Genomic DNA, 12,477 nt, shown 5'->3' on the forward strand with positions numbered 1-12,477 from the left:
CCTGCCAGCGGGGTGACTATCGCCGCCGTCACTTCCACTGCGTGATGGGCAACCAGGTGGTGCAGGTCTTCCAGGTCGTCCTGCACCACTTTGCGCACCGCGCCGGAGGTGGTGTCGGTGTACCAGCCCAGCGGCACGCGCCCCAGCTTGCGCACCATGGCTTCGCGCAAGCTCGATTGCAGGCGGTGGTCGGCCAGGTGGGTCAGCCACAGCGCGACGCCGCTGGCCATCCAGCCAAGGCTCAGGGCGACCACTACCAGCGCCGCCCACAGCCACAACGTGTGGCTGTGGGCATTGCCGGCCAGCAGCAAGCGGCCCAGTTCGGTCAGGCCGATAAAGGGCACCAGGTTGACCAGTGCGCCGACGGCGGCGAATACCACACCGAGGCGGATCAGGCGGTTGACCGGGCGTTTGAGGGTATCGAGTGCGGTGCTCATGAGTTTTTCCGAAGGGCCTCAAGCAGGTGCGCGGTGACGGTGTGCACGTGGGGTGGCTCGATGACGCTGAAATGGTTGCCCGGCACGTCGATCAGGTTGAATTGCCCCAGGCACGCGTCCTCCCAGAACGGCGCCGCCAGATGGCCGACGCCGCCGGTGATCCCGAACGATTGCTGCTCCAGGCAGCGCAGGTAGGTCATGTTGCCGAGGAACGGCGGCGGGTCGAACCGCGCCGCCCGCATGCTGTGGCGGCATACGCGGAACAGCGTGGGCACCAGCTCCGGGCCGATGGGCACCCCGGCCTGGCCGGACGCCAGGCGCGCATACTCGGCCAGGCGTTCTTCCTGGCTGCGCGCCGACTGTTGCCGCACCGCCAATGCCAGCGCGTCCAGGCCCGGGTCGCCGCCCAAGGCAGCCATAGCCCCGGCGGGTACGCGGCGGTTGTCGCGGGCCATCAGCAGGTCGATGGCGCGGTACACGTCGTAGTCTTCGATATGCGCGCCGAACACGGTCTTTACCGGGTCCAGGTTGAGGTTGGGCACGAAGATCGCCTCATAGGCCAGCTCTTCGTCGGTGTCGATAAACATCGGGATACTGTCGATCAGGCTCAGGTCCACCACCTCCATGCCACGTTCCAGCAGGCGCCGGGCGACTTCGGTGGCGAGCAGGCCGCCCAGGCAGTAGCCGATCAACTGGAAGCGCTGATGGCCGTCGGCGATCAAGCGTTCGGTGTAGTCCTGGGCCACGCTTTCGATCAGGCGCTTGGGTTCCAGGGCCAGGTACTGCGCGGTGTCGGCCACCGCAAAACCGATCACCGGGCCGGCCTGCTGAGCGGCGAGTGAGCGGCCCAGGTGCTGGAAATAATCCAGGGTGCCGAGGGCCGCGTGGAACATCACCCGCACCGGGCCGACGTCGCCGCCGCCAAAGGGCACCACCAGGGCGTTGCTGTTGGATGAACGCTGGGATTGGCCGGGCTTGACCGCAGACGGTGCGCTTTCTCCATGGTTGAGCAGGCGCGCCAGTGCGCTGACAGTCGGCTCGTTGAGCATCTGCCGCAACAGGGTGTCGTAGCTCAGGCGTTGCGCCTGGGGCAGTTGTTCGCGCAACTGGCCGGCGACCCGGGCGAGGATCAGCGAGTCGGCGCCTTTTTCGTAGAAGCTGTCGTCGGCACCGATCTGCGCCAGGCCCAGGGCCTCGGCCCACACTTGGCACAGCTGCGCGGTGAGTGGGTCACTGGGTACCTGCTCGCTGCTGGCGGCTTGGGTATCCACGGCGGGGCGCCAGCTGGCCAGAGTCTTGCGGTCGACCTTGCCGTTGGCGGTCAAGGGCAGGCGGTCGAGTACTTGCACATGCGCTGGCAGCATGTAGTCCGGCAGGCGTTGCGCGAGAGCGCTGCGCAGGCTGTCGACGCTCAGGCGCTGGAACCCGGCCTTGAAGCGTGCGGCAAACACCTGCATACCCAGGGCCGCCAGCGGGTGGTCGGCGTGGGGCAGGGCCGGCAGGCTTTCGCCGCCGAATGCCTGGATACGCTCACGCCAGGTGTCGGCGCTGCACAAGCCGCTGCGGCCTTGGTCGTGATCGCTGTCTGACGGCGTCATCATGAAGCCCTGGGTCAGTAGAATCGGCGGCCATTCGCCGGTCGGCTCGCTGAACACCAGCCAGCCACCCGGGCTGAGCAGTTCGGTGATCTGGCCGAGGGCGTTGTCGATGTCCTTGACGCTGTTGAGCATGCCCGCGCACAGCACGATATCCACGCTGTTGCTGGCCAGGCCCTGGGGGCGGATGGGCTGATCGATGTCCAGCACGCCATAACGCACCCAGGCGTGGTCGGCAAAGCGTTGCCTGGCCGCCGGCAGGAAAAACGCGGTCATGTCGGTGAACAGGTAATCCACTTCGAGCCCATCGAGCAGGCTGATCACCGGCGCACTGGTAGCGCCGGTGCCCGCGCCGATTTCGAGGATGCGCAGCGGGCCGTCGCCGTCGTGGTGGGTAGCAAGGCGGTTGATCAGCGCAGCGATGCTGTGGTTGTTGTAGCGCGACACGGCATCCCCGCCATACAGCTGCAATGCCAGGTCTTGCTCGCCCTGAGGGAACAACAGGTCGAACGGATTGACCTCCCCGCGCAGCAGTTTCTGCAGTTGCCCGACGTGATTGAGCTGGTAGTCGAGCAGCGTCTGGCTGCACAGCCCGGACGCGACCGCCTGTTCCACCCGGCCCCATGCCAGCGCCGGGTTTGGCGCGCTGTCGAGCAGGCGATAGCGGGACTGTTCACGGTGCAACAGGCCCGCGTCACACAAGGCCGCGAGCCAGCGCCGCACCAGCCAGTGATGGCGGGGCTGCGCTTGCAGGGCCTGCAGGATGGTGGGTGCATCCGGCTCGGCCCACGCGCCGCTGAATAGATTGGCCTTGAGCATCACGTCCAGCATCGAACTCAACGCTGCGCCACTGAGGTCCGCCTGATAGTCACGTACCTGTTGGGGGTCAAAGCTGCCGACCTGGCTGTCGGCGTAGCGCTGCACCGCCGTCAGCAACGGCGCACCGGATAGCGGTTCGGGTTCGGCCCGCGCAGGCGTGACGAAGGCCAGTAGTTCGTCGCTGAACAGGCTGACCGCGCTGTCCACGCCCGGGGTGGAGAGCAGTGCGGCGTCGATTTCGCCCAGTTCCACCCGATGTCCACGGATCTTGACCTGGCCGTCGTTACGGCCGAGGAACTCCAGTTCACCCCCCGGCAGATAGCGGCCACGGTCACCGGTGCGGTACAGGCGCTGACCGTCGAGCGGGTGTGCAAAGAAGCGTGCCTCAGTCAACGCCGGGTCGCCCAGGTAACCCTGGGCCAGGCCGACGCCGGTGATGTACAGGTCACCCGGCACCCAGGTCGGCACGTCGCGCCATTGGTTGTCCAGCACGCGAAAGCCCTGGTTGGCCAGCGGCAAGCCGTAGGGAATGCTGCGCCACGCGGGGTCAATTGCGCCGATGGGGTGCAGGTTGGACCAGATCGAAGCCTCGGTGGCGCCGCCCAGAGCCACCAGGGCCAGGCCCGGCAACAGCGCGTGCAGTTGCGGCGCCAGGTTCAGCGCGATCCAGTCACCCGACAACAACGCCAGGCGCAGGCTGTCGAGGGGGCGCGGCTCGGCTTGCAGGTAGTGGGCCAGCATCTGCAATTGCGCCGGTACCGAGTTCCACAGCGTCACCTGATGGCGCTGCACCAGCTCGGCCCAGTGCGACGGGTCGGCGCCGCGTGCCGGATCGGGCAGCACCAGGGTGCCGCCCACCGCGAGGGGGCCGAACAGGTCATACACCGACAAGTCGAAACTCAGTTGCGCCAGGCCCAGTACGCGGTCGGCGGCGTTGACCGCAAAGCGCCGGTTGATGTCCTGCACGGTATTGAGCGCAGCGCGATGGCTGATCATCACGCCCTTGGGTTCACCGGTGGAGCCTGAGGTGTAGATCACATAAGCGAGATCGTCGGGGCTGCCGTGCGGTGCCGGGAAGTCCGAAGTGGTCGGCGCCAGTTGATCCACGGCATGCCAGTGCAAGCCCTCCGGCAATGGCGTGTGGGGCAGGGCCTGGGACTGGCCGAGCACGTGGCGCACCTTGGCGCTGTGCAGCACGCGGTCGCGGCGGGCGGCCGGGGCATGGCTGTCCAGAGGCAGGTAGGCGGCGCCGGCCAGCAGTACGCCGTAGGCCGCCACCACTTGGTCACGGCCCTTGGGCATCAGGATCGCCACCGGTTCCTGGGCGCGGCAACCGGCGGCGCTGAGGGCAGCAGCGACTGCCAAGGCACGCTCCATCAGGGCGGCGTAGGTCAGGCTGCCGTGGGCATCGATCACTGCCAGGGCCTGCGGCTGTTCCCAGGCCATGCTCAGCAGGCTGTCATGCAGGCGGCCGGTGGGCAGCGGCGCGGCGGTGGCATTGGCGGCCAGGCGCTCACGTTGTTGCCAGGCCGGCAACGGCACTTGCATGGGGTGGTCCCAGGCGGCCGGGTCGAGGGCCAGTAACTGCAACTCGGCGACGAATGCCTGCTGCATGTCTTCGATCAGGCCGTCGGGGAACACGCCTTGGCGCACATCCCAGTGGATGTGCAAACCCTGCGCGTCGTCCATCACCTGGCAGTCGAGGGTCACCTGCGGAGTTTGGGTGATGCCGTGGCCGACCTGTCGCTGGCTGGCGGGAGGTGGTTCGATCGCCAGGCCGATAGCACTGGTGAACACCACCGGCATGGACGCCGCTTCACGCCCGCGCCGGCGACCGATTTCGCGCATCACCTGGATGCCGGAAAACAGCCGGTGCTCCAGGTCGGCAAACAGTTGATTGCCCAGTTGGCGTGCTTGGCTGGTGAAATCCTGGCCCTGGGGATCATTGACCTGCAACAGGCTGACCGAGGTGAAATCCCCAACCAGTTGACCCACTTGCGGATGCAGCGGCAAGCGGTTGAGCAGTGTCAGGTTGAGGCTGAAGGTGGGTTGCTGGCTCCAGCGTTGCAAGGTGCCGACGTAGGCGCTGAGCACCACGATGGACGGGGTGAGGCCGAGGGCGCCGGCGGCGCTTTTCAAGGCTGCCCATGGTTGCGCGTCGAGTTGCGCGCAGTGGCGCTGGAAGCGTGGCACGCTGGTGTCTTCGCCGCTCAGGGGCGCCGGCAGTTGCGGGGCGGGGGGCAGTTCATCGATACGCGCCATCCAGTAGTCACGGTCGCGTTGGTGGCGGCTGCCTTCGAGCAGGCCCCGTTCGGCCAGCAGGTAGTCGCGAAAGGTGATGTCCAGGCTGGGCAAGCTGGCCTGGGGGTCGTGCAGTAGCTGTTCCAGTTCATTGAACAGCAGTTGCGCGCTGGCCCAGTCGGCAATCAATGAGTCCATGGAGAAGTGCAGGGTGTCGCCGCTGTCACTGCGGCTCAGGCGCAATTCGAACAACGGCCAGATATCGGTAGGGTAGAGCTTCTGCTCCATGGCCTCACGTATCTGCTGCACGGCGTGCTGGTGCTGTTCACGAGTGGCGCCGCGCAGGTCGGCGACTTCCACCGGGTAATGGGCGACTTCGGCCAGCACGCGCTGGGAGCCTTCGCTGGCGATCACCGCGCGCAGCATGTCGTGCCGGGCAATCAGGCGGTTCCAGGCGTGTTCGACCTGCTGCAGGTCGAGGCTCGGCCAGCTCAGTTCGAGGTAACCGTGGCAGGCCACGTTGCCGTAGCCGAATGATGACTGGCGGCCGAGCAGGTAGGCGTTCTGCACATCGGTGAGCGGGAACGGCGCGTGGCGCTGTGCCGGGTCGGCCATTACCTGGGGCCGCTCCTGGGTTTGCAGCAGGTGCAGGATCTGCTGCTTGTGCTCGCGCAGTTGCGCCAGGCGCTCGGCGTCGAGCAGGCCCTGGGGCGCGCGGAATTTGAGTTGACCATCCTGGGGCCAGAGTTCGACGCCCAGGGACTTGAGTTCGCTTAACAGTTTGGCGGCGGGCATGGGGGCAGCTCCTGGGATAAGGGCAGGTTGCGCGGGCATCAGATGACGCCCTCTTCAACGGTGTGCGGGGTGGGTTGGCGCTCTACCGCGTGGGCCACTTCCATCAGGCTGGCGGCGCCGAACAACTGGCCCATGGGCAATTCCAGGCCAACACGGCTGCGCAGCATTTCGAGAAACCGCGTGGCCAGCAGGCTGTCGCCGCCCAGGCGGAAAAAATTGTCGTGGCGCGACACGCTGGGCACGTTGAGCAACTGCTGCCACAGCTCGGCGACCAGTTGTTCTGCGGCGCTCAGCGGGGCTTCATCCACGACGCAGTGGGACCGGGCAGCCGCCAATGGCGCAAGCAAGGCACGGCGATCCACCTTGCCATTGCTGCTCAGGGGAAGGCGTTCCAGCACCAGGATCTGTTCCGGGCGCATATAGGCGGGCAGGCATTGCACCAGGTGCTTGGCCAGCACCTCGGCGCAGGTGCTGGCGGTGACAGCAGCCAGCAGGCGCTGATCCTCGACCAGCACCACGGCACGGTTCACGCAGGGATGACGGGCCAGCGCGGCTTCGATTTCCCCCAGCTCGATACGATGGCCGTGAATCTTCACCTGGGTGTCGGCACGCCCGAGAAACTCCAGCAACCCACCCGGGTGGTAGCGGCCTAGGTCGCCGGTGCGGTACCAACCCTCGACAAAGCGCTCGGCATTCAATTGCGGCGCATGGCGATAGCCGCGTGCGACGCCGGCGCCGCCAATCCACAACTCGCCCGTGACCCAGTCCGGGCAGTCGCGGCCAAGGGCGTCGACCACGCGGTAAGCCTGGTTCGCCAGCGGCACGCCGTAGGGGATCGAGCGCCAGCCCGGCAACAGTTGCCGTACCTCGTAATGGTTGGACCAGATCGCCGCTTCGGTGGCGCCGCCCAAGGCAATAAAGCGGCAATCCTGGGCTTGTTGGCGCAGGCGTTGCGGCAGGTCGAGGCCGATCCAGTCGCCCGACAGCAGGGCCACCTTCAGCGCCAGGGGTTGGCGCTCAAGGGCGTTGGCTTCCAGCAGCATGTCGAGCAGCGCCGGTACGCTGTTCCACAGGCTCACGCGGTGGTGTCGCAGGGCCTTGAGCCAGGCGCGGGCGTCGCGGCGCTGGTCTTCGTCGATCAACACCAGGGCGGCGCCCACCGAGAGCAGGCCGAACACGTCATACACCGACAGGTCGAAGTCCAGCGCCGATAGCGCCAGGCCGCGGTCCGACGCGTCGATGCCGTAGCAGCGGTTGATCTCGGCCACGGTGTTCATGGCGGCGCGGTGGGTGATTTCCACGCCCTTGGGCTGGCCGGTGGAGCCGGAGGTGTAAATCACGTAGGCCAGTTGGTTGGCGCTCACGGGTAACGGCGCGTGCAGCGGTTCAGCGCTTTGCGCCTGGGTCGGCTTGAGATGTTTGACGCCCGGCAGTTGCGGGTCGTGCTCGGCAAGGATCAGGCTGACGCCGGCCTGTTGCAGGATGCGCTGGCAACGCTGCAACGGCTGGTCGACACCCACTGGCAGGTAGGCGGCGCCGGCGGCCAGCACGCCCAATACACTCGCGATCTGTTGCGGGCCCTTGGCCAGGGACACCGCCACCAGGTCACCGGCTGTCACCCCTGCGTCTATCAGGCTACGGGCGATGCGCAACGCCCGTTCGGCCAGTTCGCCGTAGCTCAGGCTGTCATGCTCACCCCACAACAGCGCAGGGCGATGCGGGGCGTGGTGCGCATGCTGGAAAAAGCCCTGATGCAAGGTCGGATCACCCGGCACGCCGGGGCCGGGTGCATTCAGCTGGGCGCGCAGTTGCGCCTGGGCCAGGGGCAGCAAGTCTGGCGGCGCGTCGTCCCAGGCGTGTTCGGCCAGCCAGTGGAGGCTGCGCAGGTAGGCGTCGAACATGGCTTCGACCAGCCCTTCGGGGAACAGGCCGACCACGCGGTCCCAGTTCAGGGCGATGCCGCCGTCGGCTTCCACCACCTGATGATCGAGCCATACCTGTGGGGTTTGGGTCAGGCCGAATACCTGCCGGGCGAACGGCCCGTCTACCGGTGCGGCGGTGCCATCCGGCACCCCCAGGGCACTGGTGAAGACCACCGGCATGTTGACCTGCTGTTCGCCGCGTTGCCGCGCCAGTTGACGCAGCAAGTTCACCGAACCGATGCAGCGGTGTTCCAGCGCATCGCCGAGTTGCTGCTGGGTGCGCCGTGCGCGGTCGATCCAGCGTTCGCCGACCTTGGGCGTATAGCCGAGCAGGGTCAGGGAGGTGAAATCGCCCATGACCTGATCGATCTGCGGATGCACCGGCCGGCGGTCAAACAGGGTCAGGTTGAGACTCAGGTCGGGGCGCGCACTCCAGCGCCCGAGGGTTTCGGCAAACGCGCAGAGCAGTACCGCCGAAGCAGTCAGGCCGTGTTGCTGGGCCTTGGCCAGGATCGCTTGCCAGGCATCGGCCTTGACCTGCCCTTGCAGGCGCTCGAAGCGCGGTTGGCCCAGGTTGGCGGGGTCGGTTGCCAGGGGCAGTTGCGGGTGCGTCGGCAACGTGGGCAGGCGTTCCTGCCAGAACTGTTGCGCGGCGTGCAATTCGTCAGGTTCCACATGGGATTGCACTTGATAGTCGCGAAATGAAAGCTGCAGCGGTGCCAGGGCCAGCGTCGGCTCGCGGTACAGCGCGTCGAGTTCGGCATAGAAACGCAGGATGCTCAGGGCATCAAGAATCAGGTTGTCCAGGCTGATCGCCAGCCGCGTGTGCCGGCCCTGGGTCACGGCCTGCACATCGAACAGCGGCCATTGGGCGGGATCGAACACGCGGTGGGCACAGTGTTCGCGCAGGTCTTCAAGGCAGGCGTAGCGCTGGCCGATCACGAAGGTGGGCACCTGGGGGAGGATGCGTGCCTGGCCTGTGTGGTCGAACACTGTGCGCAGCGTTTCGTGGCGTTCGATCAGGCGTGCCAATGCGTGTTGCAGGCGTGGCAGGTCGAGGTCTTCGACGTCGTATTCGCGGTAGAAGTGGCAGCTCACGCCGCCCAATACCAGGCTGGGGTCGCGGCCCAGCCAGTAGGCTTGCTGCACCTCGGTCATGGGGAAGGGCGCGTGACGTTGGTCGAGGTCCGGTACCACGGTGCGTTGTGTTTCGGCCTGGGCCTGTTGATGCAGGCCTGTGCAGAACTGCGCCAGCACCGGCTTGGCAAACACCTGGGCGATCCGTGCGCCCCCCAGCCCTTGTTCGGCCAGCAGGCGCACCAGGCGCGTGGCGCTCAGGGAGTCACCACCGAGGGCAAAGAAGTTGTGCTCACGGCAGACCTCGTCACAGCCGAGCAATTGCTGCCAGGCGCGGGCCACCTGTTGTTCGATGGCTCCGCAGGGTGGCGACAGCTGGGCAGGGACGGCGCTGCTGTGGTCGGCCAGCCAGCCGTTGAGTGCGTTGCGATCCACCTTGCCATTGCTTGTCAGGGGCCACTGCGCGCAGCCGAGGATCAGGCTGGGAATCATATAGGCCGGCAGGCGCTCGGCCAGGTCCGGCAGCTCCAGCACTGTGGGCTGCACCGGGCCATTTGCAAGGCGCACCGCCGCTGCCAGGTGCTGGCCGACCAGCAGCGCCACCGCCTGTTCGACGCCGGGGCACGCCAGCAGCGCCTGTTCTACTTCACCGGCTTCGATGCGGTAGCCATGCAATTTGAGTTGGAAGTCAGTGCGCCCCAGAAACTCGACCGTGCCGTCGGGGTGGTAGCGCGCACTGTCGCCGGTGCGGTACCAACGCAGGCCCTGGTGCTGCACAAATCGTTCGGCGCTGCGTACCGGGTCGCCACGGTAACCCTCGGCCACCCCGGCGCCACCGATCCACAGTTCACCGGCCACCCAATCCGGGCAGTCATGGCCATGCCGGTCGACGATGCGCAGGCTGACGTTATCCAGCGGCTTGCCGTAGGGCAGGCAATGCCAGTGCAGTGCCTGGCCGGGGGCGACTTCGAACAGCGTCGAGTGAATCGCCGCTTCCGTTGCGCCGCCCAGGGCCATGAAGCGGCAACCGGGCGCCTGGGCCCACAGACGTGGCGCCAACTGCGGCGCGACCTTGTCACCACCGAGCAATACAGCGCGCAGGGGCAGTGGGGCGTCGGCGCAACTCAGCAACATGTCGAGTAGCGCCGGCACGCAATTGAGCACAGTGGCGCGGTGCTGCACGGCCAGTTCACGCCAGCGTGGGGCGTCGCGTTGCGATTGGGGCTCGATCAGGATCACCGCAGCGCCGTTGGCCAGCGCGGCAAACAGGTCAAACACCGACAGGTCGAATTCCAGCGCGGAGAGCGCCAGGATTCGGTCTTCGCCATTGAGCTGCAAACGCCGTTGCAGGTCTTCCAGGGTGTTGGCGGCGGCCAGGTGGCTGACCTCTACGCCCTTGGGCTCACCAGTGGAACCGGAGGTATATAGAACATAGGCCAGGTCGCTGATCGCACCGGGGCGCGGCGCTTGCAACGTGGTGTCGGCGTGCGGCAAGCGGGTGAGCAGCAAGCGTGCGCCGGACGACTGGCAGATCTTGCGGCAACGCGCCTCGGGCTGGTCGGCGCCGATGGGCAGGTAGGTGGCGCTGCACGCCAGGATGCCCAGCACGGCGATCACCTGCTCGGGGCCTTTGGGCAGTTGCAACGCCACGATGTCACCGCGCTGCACGCCCTGGCCTTCGAGGTAGGCGGCGACGGCGAGGGCTCGCTCGGCCAGCTCGCCGTAGCTGATGATGTGGTTGCCGTGCAGCAGTGCGGGCAGGGCGGGCGTCAACTGCGCCAGGGTGAAAAAACCTTCGTGCAGGCGTGTTACCGGTAATGCTGTGTGCTGGCCTTGGGTGGCGCGGCGTACGTCAAGCTGGCTGGCGGGAACCAGCGCCGGCACCGTCTGATCCCAGGCCGCAGCATCATGGCACAGGCGCTGCAACAGGCCGGTATAGGCATCGAACAGGCCATCGAGCACCCCCTCGGCGAACAACCCTTCGCGGGCGTCGAGGTTGACCAGAATGCCGCCGTCCAGCTCGGTGACCTGGGCGTCCAGCCACACCTGCGGGCCCTGGGAAATGATCCAGGCCGGCTGGCCGAAACTCTCCTGCACGCCCTCGGCGAACAGTTCCCCCAGGCCCAGCGCGCTGGTGTACACCACCGGCGCCAACACTTGCTCGCCGCGATGGCGGGACAGTTCACGCAACACCTCAAGGCCGGAAAACGCACTGTGTGCGGCATCGCCATGAAAGCGTCGTTGCAGCGCTGTGGCTCGGGCGGCGAAGGTGCCGGTCATGCGGCCGTCCCAGGCCAGCAGGATCGAGGAGGTGAAGTCGCCGACCAGGCGCTCGACATCGGTATGCAAAGGCACACGGTTGAACAGCGGCAGGTTGAGCAGCAGCTCAGGCGTCTCGCACCAGGCGCCAAGGGCTTCGCAAAACACCGCGGCCAGGGCCATGGCCGGGGTGAGGGCGTGCTCGCGGGCGTGGCGTTCGAACGCCTGGCGTTGGGACGGCGACAACCAGTGGTGACGGCGGCGCACCTGGCGCTCATCGCCCTGGCTCTTGATGGGCAAGCGTGGGGCGCCGGGCAAGGCGTCCAGGCGCTGCAACCAGTAGTCGCGGGCGTGTCGATGGCGCTCGCGGTGCTCGGGGCTGGCGTGCTCCAGGCGCAGGTCGGCCAGGTAACGGGGGAAGCTGTAATCCAGCGCGGGCAGCGGCTGTAGGCGGTACAGCTGCACCAGGTCGCCGAGCAGGGTACGCAGGCTCAAGGCGTCGGCGGCGAGCATGTCGAGGTTCAGGTGCAGGCGCGTGCCCTGGGGCAACAGTGATAACTGGATGTCCAGCACCTGGCCGTGTTCCACGGCCAACTGGCGATGGGAAAGTTCGGCGCGCAAGGCGTGCAGATGGTGTTGCCGCTGTGCGGCATCGGCCTGGCGCAGGTCATGCACTTTGAGTCCCGGCCATGGACTGCGGGGCAGGATCTGCTGGCGGCCATCGTCGAGGAACTGCGCCCGCAACATGGGGTGGCGGGCCAACAAGGCGTGCACGGCGGCTTCCAGGCGGGCCGGGTCAACGTCGTGACCGTCGAATTCGTTATAGAAGTGTGCAGCCACACCGCCCAGTGCCTGGCCAGGGGCACGGCCGATCCAGTACGCATGTTGCATGGGGGCCAGTTCGAAGGGCTGGCCATCGTCGGCGCTGTGATTGACGGGCGCGGCAGGAGCCGGCGCGGTGTCGAGCAGGGCCAGCCAGGTGCACAGGCGCGGGTCGGCCACCAGCTCGGCGAAACGTGCGGCCAGACCCTGACGCCGCCATTGGCCTGCCAGGCGGATCAGGGTGACCGAATCCAGGCCCCATTCGATCAGGTTGGCCTCCAGAGGGATCTGCTCGGCAGGCTGTCCCAGGGCTTCGGACAGGGAACGGCGCAGCAGGGTTAGGGTTGAGGTGCTGGGAGTGGCCATGGCTCAACGTCTTCTCATCGCTAGGGCCCGGACCGGCGTTGGCCCAGGCGCTGAGGGGCAGGTAATTGCGTGGAAGGAGATGCTAGTCATTCTCATTGTCTCGACTACCCGGATCGAATCGTTTTTGCCCCGTATCCGTTTCCC

At 66.9% G+C, this 12,477-nt stretch carries 3 protein-coding genes; all 3 read right to left on the reverse strand.

Annotation, left to right across the window (positions count from 1 at the left end):
- Positions 1 to 437, reverse strand: a 437-nt coding sequence (locus tag E4P01_RS14995; protein WP_248130086.1) for an ABC transporter transmembrane domain-containing protein, incomplete at its 3' end; no start/stop codon positions are given.
- Positions 434 to 5,887: a non-ribosomal peptide synthetase gene (locus tag E4P01_RS15000; RefSeq protein WP_216091181.1), complete on the reverse strand. Its 5,454-nt coding sequence runs from the start codon at positions 5,885 to 5,887 to the stop codon at positions 434 to 436. The genes E4P01_RS15000 and E4P01_RS14995, both read right to left, overlap by 4 nt.
- A gap of 38 nt (positions 5,888 to 5,925) precedes the next feature.
- Entirely contained in the window at positions 5,926 to 12,333 is a 6,408-nt protein-coding gene (locus E4P01_RS15005) for a non-ribosomal peptide synthetase (protein WP_216091182.1), read from the reverse strand.
- Positions 12,334 to 12,477 lie beyond the last annotated feature (144 nt).

Source organism: Pseudomonas sp. NCIMB 10586 (genome assembly GCF_023127895.1).
GTDB lineage: Bacteria > Pseudomonadota > Gammaproteobacteria > Pseudomonadales > Pseudomonadaceae > Aquipseudomonas > Aquipseudomonas synxantha_A.

Bases quoted from the DNA above. Each gene is read 5' to 3' on its own strand.
- E4P01_RS15000 (WP_216091181.1), bottom strand. From the start codon at position 5,887: ATGCCCGCCGCCAAACTGTTAAGCGAACTCAAGTCCCTGGGCGTCGAA.
- E4P01_RS15005 (WP_216091182.1), bottom strand. From the start codon at position 12,333: ATGGCCACTCCCAGCACCTCAACCCTAACCCTGCTGCGCCGTTCCCTG.